This window comes from Lacrimispora sp. (assembly GCF_046972725.1).
GTDB lineage: Bacteria > Bacillota > Clostridia > Lachnospirales > Lachnospiraceae > Lacrimispora.
Genome location: NZ_JBKVXF010000006.1, coordinates 64,562 through 82,605 on the forward strand (window position 1 = coordinate 64,562; position 18,044 = coordinate 82,605).

16 protein-coding genes are annotated in these 18,044 nt (G+C 47.0%); all 16 read right to left on the bottom strand.

Features of this window, described 5'->3' with window-relative positions:
• Window positions 1-151: 151 nt before the first annotated feature.
• Window positions 152-1,672, bottom strand: a complete 1,521-nt coding sequence (locus tag ACLTWA_RS17425; protein WP_412329170.1) for a bifunctional metallophosphatase/5'-nucleotidase — start codon at window positions 1,670-1,672, stop codon at window positions 152-154.
• Window positions 1,673-1,676: 4 nt separating this feature from the next.
• Window positions 1,677-2,486 (bottom strand): phosphonate ABC transporter, permease protein PhnE, encoded by an 810-nt coding sequence (gene phnE, locus ACLTWA_RS17430; protein ID WP_412329171.1) that lies wholly within the window; start codon window positions 2,484-2,486, stop codon window positions 1,677-1,679.
• A 12-nt stretch (window positions 2,487-2,498) separates the two neighbouring features.
• Window positions 2,499-3,320: a phosphonate ABC transporter, permease protein PhnE gene (phnE, locus tag ACLTWA_RS17435; protein ID WP_412329172.1), complete on the bottom strand. Its 822-nt coding sequence runs from the start codon at window positions 3,318-3,320 to the stop codon at window positions 2,499-2,501.
• The gene (gene phnC, locus ACLTWA_RS17440) at window positions 3,317-4,072 is read right to left on the bottom strand and encodes a phosphonate ABC transporter ATP-binding protein (protein WP_412329173.1); all 756 of its coding nucleotides are present in this window, start codon (window positions 4,070-4,072) and stop codon (window positions 3,317-3,319) included. Before phnC ends, phnE (ACLTWA_RS17435) begins: the two co-directional genes overlap by 4 nt.
• A gap of 83 nt (window positions 4,073-4,155) precedes the next feature.
• On the bottom strand, window positions 4,156-5,265 hold the full coding sequence (locus ACLTWA_RS17445; RefSeq protein ID WP_412329174.1) for a phosphate/phosphite/phosphonate ABC transporter substrate-binding protein: 1,110 nt from the start codon (window positions 5,263-5,265) through the stop codon (window positions 4,156-4,158).
• Window positions 5,266-5,314: 49 nt separating this feature from the next.
• A complete protein-coding gene (locus tag ACLTWA_RS17450) occupies window positions 5,315-6,289 on the bottom strand; it encodes a LacI family DNA-binding transcriptional regulator (protein ID WP_412329175.1) in 975 nt (324 codons plus the stop codon).
• 162 nt (window positions 6,290-6,451) lie between these two features.
• Window positions 6,452-8,653, bottom strand: coding sequence for a DNA topoisomerase III (locus tag ACLTWA_RS17455; protein WP_412329176.1), 2,202 nt, complete (start codon window positions 8,651-8,653; stop codon window positions 6,452-6,454).
• 122 nt (window positions 8,654-8,775) lie between these two features.
• A complete protein-coding gene (locus tag ACLTWA_RS17460; protein WP_412329177.1) occupies window positions 8,776-9,744 on the bottom strand; it encodes a M14 family metallopeptidase in 969 nt (322 codons plus the stop codon).
• Window positions 9,741-10,196, bottom strand: coding sequence for an ABC transporter ATP-binding protein (locus tag ACLTWA_RS17465; protein ID WP_412329178.1), 456 nt, complete (start codon window positions 10,194-10,196; stop codon window positions 9,741-9,743). The genes ACLTWA_RS17460 and ACLTWA_RS17465 overlap by 4 nt, the downstream gene beginning before the upstream one ends.
• On the bottom strand, window positions 10,186-10,560 hold the full coding sequence (locus ACLTWA_RS17470) for an ATP-binding cassette domain-containing protein (protein WP_412329179.1): 375 nt from the start codon (window positions 10,558-10,560) through the stop codon (window positions 10,186-10,188). Before ACLTWA_RS17470 ends, ACLTWA_RS17465 begins: the two co-directional genes overlap by 11 nt.
• Window positions 10,557-11,387: an ABC transporter ATP-binding protein gene (locus ACLTWA_RS17475; RefSeq protein WP_412329180.1), complete on the bottom strand. Its 831-nt coding sequence runs from the start codon at window positions 11,385-11,387 to the stop codon at window positions 10,557-10,559. The genes ACLTWA_RS17470 and ACLTWA_RS17475 overlap by 4 nt, the downstream gene beginning before the upstream one ends.
• The gene (gene opp1C, locus ACLTWA_RS17480) at window positions 11,387-12,211 is read right to left on the bottom strand and encodes a nickel/cobalt ABC transporter permease (RefSeq protein WP_412329181.1); all 825 of its coding nucleotides are present in this window, start codon (window positions 12,209-12,211) and stop codon (window positions 11,387-11,389) included. The genes ACLTWA_RS17475 and opp1C overlap by 1 nt, the downstream gene beginning before the upstream one ends.
• Before the next feature lies 1 nt (window position 12,212).
• A complete protein-coding gene (gene opp1B / locus ACLTWA_RS17485) occupies window positions 12,213-13,274 on the bottom strand; it encodes a nickel/cobalt ABC transporter permease (RefSeq protein ID WP_412329182.1) in 1,062 nt (353 codons plus the stop codon).
• Window positions 13,249-14,892 (bottom strand): nickel ABC transporter substrate-binding protein, encoded by a 1,644-nt coding sequence (gene nikA / locus ACLTWA_RS17490; RefSeq protein ID WP_412329183.1) that lies wholly within the window; start codon window positions 14,890-14,892, stop codon window positions 13,249-13,251. The genes opp1B and nikA overlap by 26 nt, the downstream gene beginning before the upstream one ends.
• 82 nt (window positions 14,893-14,974) lie before the next feature.
• Window positions 14,975-15,925, bottom strand: coding sequence for a LysR family transcriptional regulator (locus tag ACLTWA_RS17495; RefSeq protein ID WP_412329184.1), 951 nt, complete (start codon window positions 15,923-15,925; stop codon window positions 14,975-14,977).
• Between the two features lie 507 nt (window positions 15,926-16,432).
• Window positions 16,433-17,818: an MATE family efflux transporter gene (locus ACLTWA_RS17500; protein ID WP_412329185.1), complete on the bottom strand. Its 1,386-nt coding sequence runs from the start codon at window positions 17,816-17,818 to the stop codon at window positions 16,433-16,435.
• Window positions 17,819-18,044: the final 226 nt, after the last annotated feature.

Consider the following 18,044-nt stretch of genomic DNA (forward strand, 5'->3'; position numbering starts at 1 on the left):
CACATAGTTATGGCTCCATTGCCTTATAAAAATTATCCTTAACTTCTTTTAAAAAAGTATATTGCTAGACTAAAGCATGAAATTGATTTTGTCAAGTAAAATTTTTAAAGTCACAAGGGTATTTTTTTGATATTTTCATGAGGACGGCCGTTTACCGGCGAATGAGAATGCTCCCGCTTTTTTTGATTTCCAGAATCGGGTGCTTTTTCAAATAATCCAGGGCCAGCTTAGGTACTTCCGCGCCGATCCGCTTTAATACCGGACATTCCCTATATACCTCATATCCCCCGGTTCCGCTTGCCCTGTAATCACTCATGCAAAGACTTAAGGTGCGTCCGTTCAAAGGCTCTCCCTTGTAACGGATCTCTTTCACCCGGCTTCCCACAGGCATCCGCAAATCTATCTCATAGCTGATTCCTGCAAAGTAATCGTAATTGTAATGCTCCACCTTGGGATTTAAAAATACATCTGAGATCTCTACCACCCCATCTTTAAGCGTAAAATACTCTGCACAGCGTTCCAGTGCTTTTTTTAGAACTTCTTCGTTTACGGAAAGAACCACAAGGGTATTGGAGAAGGGATACACCCGGACTAAATCTCTCATGGTGATGTGCTCCGGAAGGCTCATGGGAGTATTCCCCAGGCCCACACAGGAGATATCCGCACCGGAATAGGTAAGCTGTACCTGATTGAAGAAATCTGCCACTCCGGAACCGTTCATGGCCATATCAAGCTTATTCTGTTCCGGTATGGGAGCCTTGATCTGACCGATGCTGACATCAAGCCACTTTTGCACTTCTTCCTCCAGGGGAAGCAGGGAGCGGTATGGTTCTTCCTCATGGCGGTCTCCTGCGGGACAGATGGAGGACGCTACATGAAGGGTTTCATTTTCTTTAGCTATTTCTATCTTTGCGTACTGCACCCCATTGGCCATAACCTGTAAGGTATGAGTTCCAAAGAGATCTCTTCCGGAGACCGGCATATGCTGATGAGCGGTCAGGAGGACATCGTAATCCAGCTCCTTTAAGATGCGGTAACCTACATTTTCCCTGCTGGTACTCAGTACTTCACCAGTGTCTAAGTCGCATTCATAGCCTCCGTGATATATACAAACGGTAACATCAGCTTCCTGCTTTAGTTTATATAGCTCCTCCTTTGCTGCCGTAAATGCATCGGTAATTTGGATATTATCCAAATGTTCCGGTTTTTCCCATACAGTTACATAATCGGTGACAACACCGGTCACTCCGATGCGAAGTCCGTTTTCCAGTGTAAAAATGTAACGGTTCTGAAGCTTTGACTTTCCTCCCAGATCCTTCACATTGGCACAGAGACAGGCACCGGTAAGGGCATTGGTATAACGGGAAAGGCGTTCATAACCGAAATTAAAGTCATGATTGCCTGGAACAACGGCATCGTAGCCGGCAGCATTGTACACACGGGAAAATGGCTCGGATTCCAGTAATTCTCCTCCTTTTTCCGCAATATAGGACGCCATGGGAGAGCCCTGCAGCGTATCCCCTCCATCAAAAATCAGAGTATTTCCGTCCTTTTTAAAATTGGCGATACAATGGAAAAGCCCCATGGCTTTTTCTTCTTTATCTCCGTATGAGGTAGGGAATAAGTACCCGTGAACATCGGAAGTATAGTAAATGGTTGCTCGTTTTTCCAATTCATCACCCCCTGGCCAGCTTCACGCGGATCCGTGTGGAAATGTATTCCACGACCAGAACCAAAACGATTAAGCCTACTAAGATAGCACCCGCTTCATTCCAGCGGTAAGCATTCATGGCAAAAATAAGAGGCGCACCGATACCGCCGGCCCCTACCAGTCCAAGAACTGTGGCATCCCTTAAGTTGATATCGAACCGGTAGATCACCGTAGATGCAAAATTAGGGATCAGCTGTGGAAGAATTCCGTACCGGATCTTCTGAAAGGTGGTGCAGCCGCAGGCATCCAGGGATTCCAGTATCCTGGTGTCCAAATCTTCGATGGCTTCGATGTACATCTTGGATACCATGCCGATGGAACAGACAGACATGGTCAAAAGCCCGGTAAATGCTCCCGGTCCGCTGACACGGATAAACATCAGACCGTAAACAAAGGCCGGAATGGTCCGCACTGCCATAATCACCAGACGGCTCACATAAGCCACCGGCGCAGGCATTAAGTTGGAGGCGGATAAAAAGGATAAGGGAATGGCAAGAAATGCCCCTACCAGAGTTCCTAAAAATGCAATGCAGACAGTCTCAAGAAGCAGATAAGGAACGCCTTGAGCCGTTAAGTTAAACAATAACTTTGCATCCGGGTGAACGATGCCGCTTAAGATGTTTCCTGCGATTTCAAGGCCGCCGGTGCCTCCTTTTGTAATCTCAATTGCTGAACCGGACCACAGAATGCATGCCAGAACAATGACGGAAACCACAATCTGGTAAACCGTATTTTTCGGCCGTCCGGCATATGCTTTTTCAATTTGCTTATTCATTCCAAAGCCCTCCTATACCAGTTTGCGGCGGCAGTAACGGCTCACCGATTCAATGAGGAATACGGTAACAAACAGCATGATGAGGATCATGCCGACGCTTGGGTATTCTCTCCAGCCAAGTTTTTCATTCAATATCAGTCCCAGGCCTCCGGCCCCTACGTATCCGAGGATGGCAGCGTAACGGACATTTCCTTCAAAGCAGAACAATCCATTGGAAATATAGGATGGAAGAACCTGTGGTATGATAGCGCTTACAAATGCCCGGATCTTGGTGGCACCGATCGCTTCCATGGCCTCAAAGGCTCCCATGTCTGCCGTCTCGATCTCCTCGTAAAGGATTTTCCCCATATAGGCAAAGGTAAACACCGCAATGGCCGTGGTTCCGGCAAGGGTCCCAAGACCGAATACATAGGTGGCGATCAAAGCCGTAACCAGAGTCGGAAGGGTCCTCACAATGCTTAAGAACAGCCGCATACCGCTGACGATCAAAGAGTTTTTAATGATATTGGTGGAAGCTGCCATGGCAAAAGGGATCACCGCCACCGCTCCGATCACCGTTCCCAACAGGGACATCTTAACCGTATCAAACAGAGGCTCCCACACCTGAGAGCTGTAAGAAAATGCCGGAGGGACCATCATTCCCAAAATGATAAAGAACTGGTTCCCCCGTTCCGCCAGAACTCCCATATCAAAGCCTGTGATCTTCACCGAAAGGACGGTTAAAAACACTAAGATCAGGGCAATCAAAGGAAGTCTGGAAGCCGGTTTATAGACGGTTTTCCCATTTGACAATTCCATTTTCCTGGGGGGGAATATTCTGTCATATATGCTCATCCATCTGCCTCCTTCTGCTTCCCTTCATAAATCTCATTTAAGATCTCTTCGGTGACATTGGCTGCCGGACCGTCGTAAACGATGGCACCAGCACGGATGCCTACCACCCGGCTGGCATACTGGAGCGCTAAGTCGACGTGGTGGATGTTAAGGAGAATGGTAATATTCATCTCTTTGTTGATCCTTAAGAAATCTCCCATGACCTGTTTTGCAGTTACAGGGTCAAGAGAAGCCACCGGCTCATCTGCCAGAATGATCTGGGGATTCTGGGCCAGGGTCCTTGCCAGGGCAACTCTCTGCTGCTGCCCGCCGGAAAGCTGGTCGGCCCGGACATAGGCCTTGTCAAGGATTCCCACCTTATCAAGAGCTTCCAGTGCTTCCAGCTTATCCTTCTTTGGATAAATGCCGAACAATGCCTTAAAAAAAGACAGCTCAGGAACCTTTGACATCAGCACGTTATTGATGACCCTGGTTCTGGTCACCAGATTAAAGGACTGGAAGATCATGCCGATCTTCCGGCGGAAGCGGCGAAGCTCATAGCCCTTTAACTGCATGACATCGGTTCCGTCTACCGTAAGACTGCCTTCTGTAATATCATGCATACGGTTGATGGTACGGAGAAGGGTGGACTTTCCTGCACCGGATAACCCGATGATGGCCACAAATTCTCCCTGCTCTATTTTTAAATTGATCTCTTTCAAAGCTTCAAAGCCATTGGGGTACTTTTTGCTTACCTGATTAAATTCAATCATACTTTTCCTCGTTTCCATGCACAAAGAGCGGAGGCGCCGCAAATAGATTTCCCTTACGACGCCTCCGCAGCCTGTTGTATTATTTATTTCGCATTCAATTCCTTAATCATCTCCTGTGCCTTACGCTCATTGTCATAATCAGCACTGTCTGCTACCTGATACCCTTTGTGGCTGTAGATCGCGATGACCTTCTGGCCTTCTTCGGTATTGCCGATATTGATAAATGCGTCCTGAACAGCCTTTTTGAAATTATCATCCATGATTTTGGAAGTCTTGCTTACGCTTACTGTATCATTAAAGATCGGAGGTGTTACGCCGATGACATTGGTTTCTTCCCAAATAGAACCGGTTCTGCCGTATTCGGAGTTCCATTTGTCCACATAGTCTCTGCGGGCATCTGCGTAGGTAACAAGAACGTCTACCTGACCGGAAGCAAGTCTTGCGAATGCACTGCCGTAAGAGTCAGACTGAACCGCATGGGAAAGGTTTAATATATTCTTCTGGAAGTTATCCTGAAGCCATAAGGATGGGTAAATGTATCCTGCCGGTGAGGAGGAAGACATAACGCTCCAGTTTGCTGCGTCTAAATCTTCAAAGGTCAGTGCTTCGCCGCTGTTGACTTTCGCTGCCAGTTCCTGTCCCTTTTCAGAAGGACCTGCAAGGATCAGTGCCCGGTAAGAAGTTGCCTGATCGGTGGTAGGGTCTGTTGCCTTTCCGTCATTCCAGTCTTTTGCAGAATCAGAATTCTTGCTTAAACCGTCTCTTGTGGCTGTAAGGATCACATCTGCGCCGTCATCGTAAAGGACATAGGTTCCTCCAGGAATAAGACCGATATCTGCGGTTCCTGCAGAAAGAGCTTCCCCAACTGCTTCGTAGTTGGTTCCAACGGTGATCACTACCTCACCGATATCATAACCTTCTTTTGAAAGTTCCGTCTTAAGCATGTCCTTTAAGGGTTCCGTAGCGGTTACGATCTCCTGTGGCTCTCTGGAAGGTACAAAGTATACATTGAGCTTTTCAATCTTTTTGTTCTCTGCTTTTGCGGTTTCTTCTGCTGCAGATGATGCACTTTCTGATCCTGCTGCGGAGGTAGCTGCGGTTGTTGCACCTGCCTGTTTGCTGCCGCCGGAACAACCGCCGATCATTGCTGCACAGAGTGCTGCTGCCATTAATACAGAAACTGTTTTTCTCATACTGCTCTCCTTTTTTGTGTGATTCATCGGTTCTCTTGTTCATGGATCATTACGCACTGTCACCGACTTCTAGCTTGGTCGGGAGATAAATCGTCATATTGTCCTTGCGGCCTTCCCTCATCTGCTCTAACAGAAGCTTTATGGCCGTCTGCCATACAATATCCGGAAACATACGGACTTTGGTATAAGAGGGCCATTTGGATTCCAGGGTTTCTATATCCTTATAGATCACCACTGCAATATCCTTTGGAATACGCAGGCCTGCATCGCAGAACGCCTCCATGGCACCTTCGGCCACTTCTTCGCTTCCTAAAAGCACTGCCTCCGGCAGACAGCCGGATTCCATCGCTTTCTTTGCCAGCTCATAACCGCTTTCCCTGCTGATATCCCCGATGAAGAAATAGGAATCCTCATATAGGCCTCTCTGGGTGAAAGCAGCCCGGATTCCCTCAAGTCTCCGGTAGCCGATCTTTACCTGTCCTTCATCATAAAGACCGCCTATATAGCCCACACTCCGGTATTTCTTCTGGTCCACCAGATAGGACAGCATCTCATGGATCCCTTTGTTAAAATCCATCACAATGCTGTCATATTCATAATCCTTTGGATCCGAATTAATAAATACGATGGCGTAGCTCTGCATCCGGAGAAATTCCATCTCCTCTTCGGTAAAAACACCGAATGCCATGATTCCGTCGTACTGCCCCGGCGTTCCCTTATCCAGCCGTTCAAACCGCACATCACTGTTGCCGTACATGGACTTAACGATTAAGTCCAAGGAAGACAGCCTGATGTTTGTCCTGTCCTTACGGATAATATGCCAGTCAGCCACTCCTATGACAATCTCTCTCTTTTTCTGCGTATGACGCATCCTGGGTGGGACATATTTTAACTCGTGGGCAATTTTGAATATCCTCTTTTTCACTTCCGGACTTACCACAATGGTATCATCCTGGTTCAAGACCCGTGACACGGTTGTGATAGAGACAGCCGCAAGCTGTGAAATCTCTTTAATTGTAGCCATAACCTATATCCTCACCTTTCAGAGTTCATTATAATTGTACACTCTTGTACCGTCAATAAGCAAAGTAAAATTTTACTAAAGTTTTACTTAAGCTCCATTCCTGCCGCCAAAAAACGAAAATACCGGGAAGAAGCCGTCTTTTCTTCCCGGTATCTGGGTATATCAATCCTTTTTGTCAATTTGAAGCTTTGCAAATGCAGCAGCAAATGGAGAATTGATCGGCTCACTCGCTTCCTTTTTCTGCTTATTCAGATAGTTTGCCACATCCTTTTTGGATACTCCTGCCCCTTCTTTGGCCCGCCTTTCCTTGAAACTGGATAGTTTTTCCTTGTAGCCGCACCTGCAGACAAATATCTGGCTGTCTCCTTTGCCGCGAAGCTCCAGCTTCTTATGGCAGACCGGACATCTGGCATTGCTGGTTCTTGACGTGACCTCCCGGTGACCGCATTCCCGGTCCTGACAGATTAACATCTCGCTGTTTTTTCCCTTGACGGAAAGCATAAGTTTCCCGCAGACCGGACATTTTTTATTGGTTAAATTGTCATGGGTGAAATGGCCCTCTCCGGCTTTGATCTGGCGGATCAGGGCCTCCGAATACTGGCGTATGTCCTTCATAAATGCGCTGCGTGTTCTTTTTCCTGCCGCGATCTCGGAAAGCTTCATCTCCCAGTCCGCCGTCAGTTCCGGCTTTTTTAAATCCTCAGGCACCAGATTTAACAGCTGCTTTGCCTTGGAAGTCAGTAAGATATCTTTTCCTTTTTTCTCCAGTAAGAAGCTGGAAAACAGCTTTTCAATAATATCCGCTCTTGTGGCAACTGTTCCAAGCCCTCCGGTCTCTCCCAGAGTCTTTGCCATATCCCGGTCCTTTGTTTCCATGTAGGAAACTGGATTTTCCATGGCAGAAAGAAGGGTGGCTTCATTAAAGTGTGCCGGCGGTCTGGTCTGACCCTCGGTCATGAAAACCGTAAGCTCTGTCAGCCGGTCTCCCTTTTTCACAGGAGGCAGATTCTGCTCCTTTAATTCCTGTTCTCCGTCCTCTTCCTCCGGACTTTCATAGACTTCCTTCCAGCCGGAAACCTTGACTGTTTTTCCACGTGCAGCCAGAGTTTCTCCTCCTAAATCCACAGTCAGCTCCGTTTGCTCGTACTCAAAAGGGGGATAAAGGACTGCAAGGAACCTGCGGACCACAAGGTCATAGATCCTGCGCTCATCCACGGTCATATGATCCATCTGGACAAACTGCTCCGTTGGTATGATGGCGTGATGGTCAGTCACCTTTTTATCATCAACAAAGGAGGGCTTTGCCGCGATTTTCTGATTGATCAGCCTTCCGGCCAGCTTCCGGTACGGGCCAACGCTGCAGGCTTCCAGCCTCTCTTTGATGGAGGGGACGATGTCGGAGCTTAAATATCTGGAATCCGTTCTGGGATAGGTAAGGACTTTATGGTTTTCATAGAGTCTCTGCATAATATTCAAGGTTTCCTTTGCGGAATAGTCAAAACGGCGGTTTGCCTCTCTCTGAAGCTCTGTCAAATCATAAAGCTGGGGGGAATAGGTCTTCTTTGGAATGCTTTTTACTTCCGTAACTACAGCTTCCTTTTCCCCTTTCATCTTCGCAAGAAGAGCTTCCACCCGGTCCTTGTCAAAGGAGCGGTAGCTTTTTGACTTCTCATCCCGCCAGGTAAAGGTGAGCGCCGGACTGGCGCATTTTACACTGATGCCGTAGTAGGCTTTGGGTACAAAGTTCTTAATCTCTTCTTCTCTTGCGGCAATAATGGCAACCGTCGGGGTCTGGACCCGTCCGCAGCTTAACTGGGCATTGTATTTGCAGGTAAGGGCGCGGGTGGCATTGATTCCCACCAGCCAGTCGGCTTCGGCACGGCACATGGCCGCATCGTATAAATGGTCGTACGCATGCCCGTCTTTTAATCCGGCAAACCCTTCTTTTATGGCTTTATCCGTGACCGAAGAGATCCAAAGCCTTTTGATTGGCTTTTTATTCCCCGCCTTTTCAAGTATAAGCCTTGCAACCAGTTCTCCTTCCCGTCCGGCATCGGTGGCAATGATGATCTCTCCCACATCACTTCTGTGGATCTGTGATTTGACCACACGATACTGCTTTCCGGTCTGCTTAATGACCTCCAGCTTAAACTGCTCCGGCATCATGGGAAGGTCTTCCATCTTCCATTCCTTATATTTGGGATCGTAGTCCTCCGGGTCTGCTAAAGTCACCAGATGACCCAGCCCCCAGGTCACTGCGTATTGATCTCCTTCGATGACGCCATTCTGATTCCTGGTGCAATGAAGCACACGGGCAATATCTCTGGCTACCGACGGTTTTTCTGCTATTACCAATGATTTCATGTGATTCCTCCAAACTTGCAATTCTTATCCAATTATAGCTTATCAACCGGTTTATTACAACCGAAAGGGGTAAGGCTGACGGAAATCTGATTGATTGTTCCGTCAGCCTTACCCCTTACCTGTTAAGAGTTCGGGTCACAGGGATTGGAGGTACAGCCGTATGCGATCAGGGAATCTCCTTTTCTCACTCCCATGATTACGGTCTCGTATAGTATGATCCCGTCATATTGACCGTAACAGGCCTGGAGCACATTCCCCCACACATCTTTAACCGTTCCTAAGAGTTCCCCTTTTTGAAAGGTTTCCCCCGGCTTTTTGGCTGGATACCAGAAGCCCTGATGCTCCGAATCTATGTAAGAAGCCGTAAGCACTTCGGTTTGAAATTTTTTTGCTGGCGGAGAAACGTCTTTCAGGACTCTTAAGTGGGCCAGCACATTTTTTACCTCCTGCTTGTAGCTTGCCAGCTCTTTAAGCCCAAATACACCGCCTCCGCCCCGTTCCATAAGAATGGAGGGAATGCCCTGAATGGCGGCAAAGTTATAAGAACCTGTGGTGGCAGAGGACCTGACCCGCAGGGACATCCCCGTTGCTTCTGCCATCTTTCTGGAAGCCTCGCTGACCTTCTCCTTTGCCGCTCCGGCATAATAGACAAATGGCATGACGCTTTCATGACTGTCTCCGGCATGCAGATCAATGTAAAAGTCTGCCTGATTCTGAAGCTCCTTTTCTATGGTATAAGCAATTTTCTCCGAAAGGGTTCCATCTTTTTTCCCCGGAAACATGCGGTTTAAGTTTTTCCCATCCTCAGGCACAAAGAGTCTCGTATAGGAACTGGCTGCCTGGGGATTTGCCACCAAAAGAAAAATAATGGTTCCGTTTACCTGCGACGGCTTAATTTCTCTGGACAGCTCCATGGCGGTTTGAATGCCAATGTATTCAGCTCCATGAATGCCGGCAGAAATGAGAACCACCGGCCCTTCCTTTTCTCCGCTTACGGCACAAAAAGGCAGTTCCAGTTCATGATTGACCACCGGAAGCATTTCCTGGAGTCTGCCTCCTTTTTTCAGTTGATGCATTCCTATCTGAATCATACTACTTCCTCCTTCCTTTGCAGCTGCTCTTCCTGACCCATGGACTCCACATCAAATATTGCATGCAGCAGCTTTCTGGCGTATGGATGGACTGCTTGTCCGATGGTTTCCACACTCCGTATCTCTGCGGCCCGGCCCTGATACAGGAAAAGGACGTGGCTGCATAAATAAGTGACAGAGGTAAGGTCATGAGTGATGAAAATATAAGTCAGTTCTTTTTTTCTCTGGACCTGCTTTAATAGATCCATGATCTGCACCTGGGTATGGGCATCTAAGGAACTGATGGCCTCATCAAAAAGAATGACGGCCGGGTCCACGGCAAGGGCACGGGCAATGCAGACACGCTGCAGCTGACCTCCGCTCAGTTCATGAGGAAGACGGTCCTTATAACTGCTATCCAAGCCCACCAGACACAGAAGGTCATCGGTCTCCTTTTCTCTGTCAAGAGACATCCGATCTCGTCTCTCCCTGGCACGAAGCCCCTCTCCGATTAGGCCCCCCCACGGTAAATCTGGGATTGGCAGAGGTGGTATAATCCTGAAACACCACACTTATAACGGTCTTTCGCTTTCTCTTTTTCCCTTGATAAAAAGGTTCATCCGCCAGATATACATTGCCTTTATCCGGCTTTAACAGTCCACATAAGACACGACCCAAAGTGCTCTTTCCGCTTCCGCTCTCTCCCAGAATACCAAGACAGTCTCCTTTTTTCAAGTGAAAGGACACATCATGAAGGATCTGCTGCCGTTCGGTGCCGAAAAGTTTTGTCTGATTCTCCTTTTTAAAGCTGACATTGATGTGCTCGGCTCTGATCATACAAAAACTTTCTCCTTTCTGCCAATGGCCTGATGATATTTGTCCATAACCGCCTTTTTCTTTCCCACCAAAAGTCTGGTATAGGCATCCTGGGGATTTTCATAGATCTGGGCAAAGGTTCCCCTGTCTGCGGCATAGCCCTGATTCATGACTAACACCTGGTCGGAAATGGCTGATATCACCCCAAGATCATGACTGATAAATATCATGGCGGTTCTGTATTCCTTTTTGATTCTTACAAATTCCTTCATAATCTCATACTGGGTAATGGCATCAATGGCTGTAGTCGGTTCATCGGCAATCAATAATTCCGGCTCCATGGACATGGCCAGACCGATCATGATTCTCTGCAGCATGCCGCCGCTTAACTGATGAGGGTATTTTTTTAAGACCTCCGCAGGATTGTTGATTCTCATGGATTCCAGGACTTTCAAGGATCTTTCCAGAATTTCCGCTTTTCTCAGATTCATATGCTCCCGGTAAGTTTCTGCCAGCTGTTCATCGATCCTGTAGAGAGGGTCGAAACAGGTCATGGGATTTTGAAGAATCATACCGATCTTTTTTCCGCGGATCCGGCGAAGCTGTTCCTTTGATTTCCCAATTAAATTTTCTCCCTGGAAAATGGCTTGTCCCTTTACCGTAAAATCAGAGCCCAAAAGTCCCATAACTCCTTTTAAGCTCATGCTTTTCCCGCTGCCGCTCTCTCCCAGAATGCCAAGGCATTGCCCCGGCATTACCTCAAAATCAATTCCGTGGACAATGGGGGTGACGTTCTTCTTTGTGCGGTATTCCACTTTTAAGTCAGTTACCTTTAATACTGCTTTCACTATGCCTGCACCTCCTTCGGATCCAGAGCATCTCTCAGAGCATCCCCCAAAAGATTAAACGCTGCCACAAGAATTACGATTGCAAGTCCGGGCGCAATCATCTGCACCGGATTGGTGGTCATTACATTTTTGGCTTCATTGAGCATGGCTCCCCACTCCGGCGTCGGTGCCTGTACGCCAAGCCCCAGGAACGAAAGGGTGGAGATATTTAAAATGGCCCAGCCAATGTCCAGAGTGGCAAGCACAGCCATTTCTGCCGCTACACTGGGAAGAAGGTGGCGGACCATGATAAACCCTTCCCCGCTTCCGATGCATCTGGAAAAAAGCACAAAATTCTTATCCCGGTATTTCATAACATTGGTACGGATCATACGGGCGTACCAGGCCCATTTGATCAGCACATTTGCAAGGATTACATTTCTGACGTCAATTCCCAAAAGGGCTACCACAGCAAATACCATGATCTGGCTGGGGAATGACATCATAACATCTACCGCTCGCATGATGATCTCATCCACAGGTCCCCGAAAATATCCGGCCAGCAGACCCATAATGCAGCCCAGTCCTATGGTTCCTGCCATGGTGATGAGAGATAGAAACAACGTAGGGCGGATTCCGTAGATCATTCTGGAAAGAATGCAGCGGCCCAGCTGATCCGTACCAAGGGGGTACTGGGCACTAAAACCAGCAAACTTATTTAAAATATTGTTCTCATACGGGTCGTTTGGGGCAAACAATGGAGCGAAAATCCCAAGAACCGCCACCAGGGCGATCAGGCTCATCATGATCACTGCCATCTTATTTTTAAACAGCCGTTTCCACATCTTAAGATACCTCCCTTCTAAGTCTCGGATCGGCGATGCACTGGATAATATCAAATAAAAGATTGAATACCACGAACAGGGTTCCTATTAACAGCACGTAGGTCTGGATGACCGGATAATCCCGGTTGAAAATAGACGCAATGCAAAGCTTTCCAAGCCCCGGCCATGCAAACACATTCTCCACTACAATGGTTCCGGCCATAAGCTGGGGAACGCTCATACCGATGGCTACGATACAGGTATGCAAGGAGTTCTTAAGAATATGTTTTACCAGAATGGTCCGCTGCTTCAATCCTCTGGCGTTGGCGTACAGCACGTAATCTTCCTTCATATTTTCCAGCATGTTATTCCGAATGAGGCGGATGTAGGTAGAAATATAGGTGAGAGAGACCGTAAATGCAGGCAAAATCAGATGCTTTATGGTTCCGCTGCCGCTGGTAGGCAGAAGATCCCATTTGATGCTGACCAGCCAGATAAGCAAAAGCCCGATCCAGTAAGCGGGCATGGCCGTGGTCATAAAGACAATCCCCCGCACCACCCGGTCAAACAGGCTGTCCTTATATACGGCGCACAAAAAGCCAATGGGAAGGCTTAACAGGATAACAAACCCCAAAGAGGCCATGGAAAGGGTAAAGGTCGCAGGAAGACAGCGGGTGATTTCTCCCAGTACGGTTCTTGAAGGATTGGTATAGCTGACTCCGAAATCCAGCCTAAGGCAATCTGCCACCCAGCGGAAATACCGGACCAGATAGGGGTCATTAAGCCCCATTTCCTCCCTTACCTGTTCAATGGCTTCCTGGGTAATTACCGGTGTCTGGCGGACCCTTAAGGCCACCTCTGCCGGATCAGACGGGATTAAATTAATAAATACAAAACACAAGAACGATATAAGCAGCAGCAACGGTATGGCTGAGAGCGCTCGCTTAACAATATAAGACTTCATCTCATTACCTCCAATATCAATGAGGGGGAACCAGCCTCTGGTCCCCCCTCTGCGGTTTTCCCTTCGGATTCCGGCAAAAGTCATTGATCCTTTGTCATTCCCCGAAATACATCTGTCCAAACGGAACTTCATACTGGGTCTGGGTAAATCCAACTCCTTTTAAGTCTGACGTATAAATAGCCTTATTGCATTCATAGGTCAGAGGAATGTATACTGCATCCTCATGAAGCCTGGTAAGCACGAAGGAGTACAGCTCCTGACGCTTTGTCTCATCGGTGGAAACAAGGATCTCCGTAATGGCCTCATCGATCTCTGCTTTGTCTGCCAGCCCCTGCTGGGCTGCAAAGTCACCGTATACCGGCTGTCTCATGGCTGCCAGAGAGGACTGAGGATCATAGGGAGTCCCCCAGCAGATATTAAATACCATGTCAAAATGGCCGGCCTTCATGTTATCCCGGTAAGACTGTTCCTCTTCGCCCTTGATCTCCAGACCGATCCCAAGCTTGCCGTATTCGGACTGTAAGTATTCCGCAATGGTCTTTTCCGTTACGCTGTCACTGTTGTATAACAGGTTAAGCCTCATGGCTTTTCCGTCTTTTTCACGGACACCGCCGCTTCCCATGACCCAGCCGGCTGCATCAAGCATTTCTCCTGCCTGTTTCTCATCGTATGCATATGCCTTTAAACCGATGTTGCAGTAAGGAATAGAGGTTGCAAACAAAGTATCTGCAGGAGCTTCCAGACCGTAAAATACGCCTTCTGAAATGGCCTGGCGGTTGGTTGCGTGCTGCAGTGCCTGGCGTACCGCCGTATCCTTTAAGATCTCGTTGCTGGTGTTAAGTACGATCTGTCTGGTGGAAGTAGGATTGGATAAGGCTACTTCAAATTTACCGCCTTCTTTATATTTGTTCACCGCATCGGCATCTATCATGTTCTTGCCGAAAATCAAGTCGATTTCTCCCTTTTCAAGAGCAAGAATTCTGGTCTGGTTGTCCGGAATTACCTTTACAGTGATCTTTTTCACTTTAGGCTGTTCTCCCCAGTAATTCTCATTGGCTTCAAAAATGGCGTATTCATCCGTCACGGATTCCGTAAGTACATACGCTCCGGTTCCAATGTATTCCTTTACCCCGTCCTTTGTGCTTCCGTCTTTCATTGCTTTCGGAGAAATCATAGCAAACGGTCTGGTAACTCCAAGCTCTGTAAGCATCGGGTAATAAGGCTTGGAAAGCTCGATGACAAAGGTCTCAGCATCCGGTGCGGAAACACTTACCAGCAGATTCATCATCTCCAGCCAGGTATGCCGGTCCTTGTTCTCAATAATGGCGTCAAAATTGGCTTTGATGGCATTGGCATCGCAAACCTCACCGTCGGAGAAGGTCACTCCTTTGCGGATTTTAAAGGTATAGGTCTTGCCGTCCCCGCTGATGGTCCAGCTCTCTGCCAGACAAGGCGCATATCCGTCTTCTGTTATGGTTACCAGGGTCTCATAAAGCATTTCCTGGGCATACATCTCACCGGCATAAAGATGGGGATTCAAGTCTCTGATATCCCGGTAGTTTACAAATACCAGTTCTTCTTTCACCGCTCCAGCGGAACCCGCTGCCTGACTCTCTTCCGTCTTTGCCGTTCCCTCTGCTGCCGTTTCTTTACCTCCCGCAGCCGGCTTTGAACATGCGGTTAGAACTGCTGCTGCCAAAACGCCTGCAAAACATGTATATAACAACTTTCTTTTCATAATAGCACCTCCTGATTTTATCACGGTATCTACTATAGCATAGTTAGTTACAGCTTACTAATTCCAAATCAGTGAGGATTCATTATAACGATTCGTTATACCCCTCCAGTTTACTTTTCAATTTGCTAATATAAAACAAGGCTTCCGGAGACATATCCTTTTTCTTTTGCTTTACATACCCGAAGGTCAAAAATTTCTCACAATTTTTAACCTTCAATGCCTTTATCTCATGGATTTCATAATCTTTTAAAACAAAATCAACCCCCATACAGCAGACATCGGTATGCTTTAGCATATTATTGATCATATAATCGCTGTTGGTACAGACTGCGTTATTCAAATTTTCCATCTGGACTGCGCCCACGCTGATGCGTTCAATATGATGTTCCATTGCAAAAAAGTCTTCTGTTCCCTCAATGAACTTCAGTTTTTTTAATTCATCAAATTCCAGATAGTCTCTGTGATACCAGGGATGGTTTCTTCCCATATAGATGCAGATGCCCAGGTCAGCAAGGGGATGGTATTCCAGCTTCTTATGCCACATGATATGGCGGAAACAGGGAAGTTGGGAATGCGCCAGATAAACAATGCCGATTTCCGACACATGTTCAGATACGTCATCCGTGATTTCTTCTACTGTTCCCTCCCGATAACCGAATTTAATGCCTTTGTCTTTATAATTTTTATAAATGTCCGCCATCAGTCTGGTGAGCATGCTGCTCTGATAACCGGAAACGCAGAAAGAACTTCCTGTGCGCTTCTGAACCAGAGCGCGAATCATATTGGAGTTTTTTAAGATGGAACGGGCATATCCATACAGCAGATTGCCCTGCTCCGTAATTTTCATTCCTCTGCTGTTACGTTCAAACAGGGAAACGCCCAGTTCCTTTTCCAGATTTGCGATTACCTTGCTGACATTGGGCTGGGAAGTATAGAGCTGCTCCGCCGCCTTATTAAGACTGCCGTGATCTGCGGTTGCCACAAAGTATTCCAATTGTTTGATTTCCAATAGTTGTTCCCCTTTCTTATCCATGGTATCTGCTTTTCTATGTAAAAGAACGCTGCAAAAAAGCCGTTCCTGTCATGCGGTAACAGAAACGGCTCATTTGCAGGAGTCATGATCCTTCATGGGTCAAATGAAGGATGCAATCAGAGGGTTAATCTGATTAGAATATTCACACGCAGTTAGCCAAAACTAACTGTAAATATAATATCATAAGAGCTGCAAAAATGCAAGCTGTTATGATGAAAAGGTTTCTCATTTTCAAGAGAGGCAAAAAAAGTGCCGGAAGTTCGGTTTTTATGAGCACCCTTCATTCAAAAAGGCCGGCCCTGTCATGCGGTTACAGGGACGGCCTTTTCTTAGGAGTCATGATCCTTCACGGGTCAATGAAGGAGAATCTCAGAGGGTTAGTCTGATGTATAGAATATTCACACGTAGTTAGTGTTAGCTAACTATCCATATAATATCATGGGACAATCAAAAAATCAAGAGGGTTTATTGAAACCATTCCTCAATAATAACTTTTATTTTTATATCCTATTCTTCCTCCAATATAATGTTCTGTATCCATACTCCCTTTTTGACCAAAACAAAGCCAATGACACATTTAAGTAAGTCCACCATCTGGCACATAAAGTACAGCTGAACAATGGGAATGTCCGTGTATCTGCTTAGTGTATATGCCACCGGAATGCTGGCCGCCCAGATGAACACGCTGTCAAACAAAAAGGTGACCACGGTTTTGCCGCCAGACCGCAAAGTAAAATACGAAACATTCATAAATGCGTTCATGGGCATGCAAAGTGCCAAAATCCGGATAAACTGCACGGCAAGACTCTTGATTTCGTCTGTGGTATTGTAAATCATCGGGAAAAGGGGCGCCACAATGGATAAAACAATGCTTGCGACCAAACAGGTACCTACGGAAAAAGCGATCAGCTTTGTGTCAGTATCCCTTGCCTCCTCCAGTTTTCCTGCTCCCAGCAACTGTCCTACGATAATGGAAACTGCGCTTCCAAGGGCTATATAGACCACATTAAACACATTACCGATGGTAGAGGAAATATTTAGTCCTGCTACCGCAACCAGGCCTCTTATGGAGTAACACTGCATCAAAGCCGCCATGCCGCCTGCCCACAGAGCTTCGTTGACCATAAGAGGCGTGCCTTTAATAAGGATTTTCTTTATGAGGCTTCCCGGTATGGAGAAGTTTTTATAGGCACCTGCAATGAATGGGTGTTTTCTTTTATGACTGTGGGTCCAGCCCACGATAATGCCGGCTTCTACAAACCGTGCCACCGCAGTTGCTGTTCCTGCCCCCATAACACCCATCACCGGAGTTCCGAATCTTCCGAATATGAGAATAAAGTTAAGGGTTACATTGACGAACACGGCAACGATGCCTGCCTTCATGGGCACCACCGTTTCCCCGCACTCCCTTAGGGTACTGGTGTAGGCCTGTTCGATGCCAAAGGGCAGCATTCCGATCAGCATGATTAACATATACTGTCTGCCGTAGCCAAGGACCAGTTCTCTCTCCGCTTCATTGCCCTCTCCCTGAAGATACATGGCAATAAGATAATTTCCGCAGAAGAAGAACAGAGCCGCAGCAAAGGCCGTAAGGATCAAACAGCATACGATCTTAAACCGGAATGTGTTTCTTACTCCGTCATGCTTTCCGCTGCCGTAAAACTGAGCGCCAAAAATGCCCGCCCCGGATATGATGCCGAAAATGCTGATATTAAAGACAAACATCAGCTGATTGACAATGGCAACACCTGTCATCTGCTCCGTTCCCACAGTTCCCACCATGATGTTATTTAACAGGCTGACAAAGTTTGTTATGCCGTTTTGAACCATAATGGGAATGGCGATGGTCAATACCATCTTATAAAATGCTTTATTTCCAATAAATTTTTTCATAAATTCTCCCAGTAAAAGTGACCCTTTTCTGTTATTTCTCCTTATTTGCCCTGCCGTTTTAGATGGTCTGTTTCAGGGTGTGTTTGAGGACTGCTTGTTACAAGATGTTTTCAAACACGCCTAAGCAACTTTATTGATTATAATTAAAAACATTCTTATGCGCAAGCATTAACCAAAAGGCCCCCCTAAAAACGGCTGATTTTTTATGTTTTTCTGCTTAAACCCA